Here is a 231-nt window from a genome sequence, read left to right as displayed (position 1 = left end):
GTTCCATACCTACCATTGCTAATACTTGTAGCAAGTGGTTTTGGAACATGTCGCGCACAGCGCCAGAGTTGTCGTAGTAACCACCACGCTCCTCTACGCCAAGGAATTCTGCGCCTGTGATTTCAACGTAATCAATGAAGTTACGGTTCCAAAGCGGCTCAAACATCGCATTAGAGAAACGAAGCACAAGTAGGTTTTGTACCGTTTCTTTACCTAAGTAATGGTCAATTC

General features: G+C 45.0%; 1 pseudogene. It reads right to left on the bottom strand.

Annotation, left to right across the window (positions count from 1 at the left end):
• A pseudogene (locus O4H47_RS18085) lies at positions 1 to 231 on the bottom strand (glucose-6-phosphate dehydrogenase); the annotation flags it as partial.

This window comes from Maritalea porphyrae (assembly GCF_027213965.1).
Classification (GTDB): Bacteria; Pseudomonadota; Alphaproteobacteria; order Rhizobiales; family Devosiaceae; genus Maritalea; species Maritalea porphyrae_A.
Note: the sequence above shows the minus strand (reverse complement) of the source record. Positions and strands in the feature narration are given on the sequence as shown.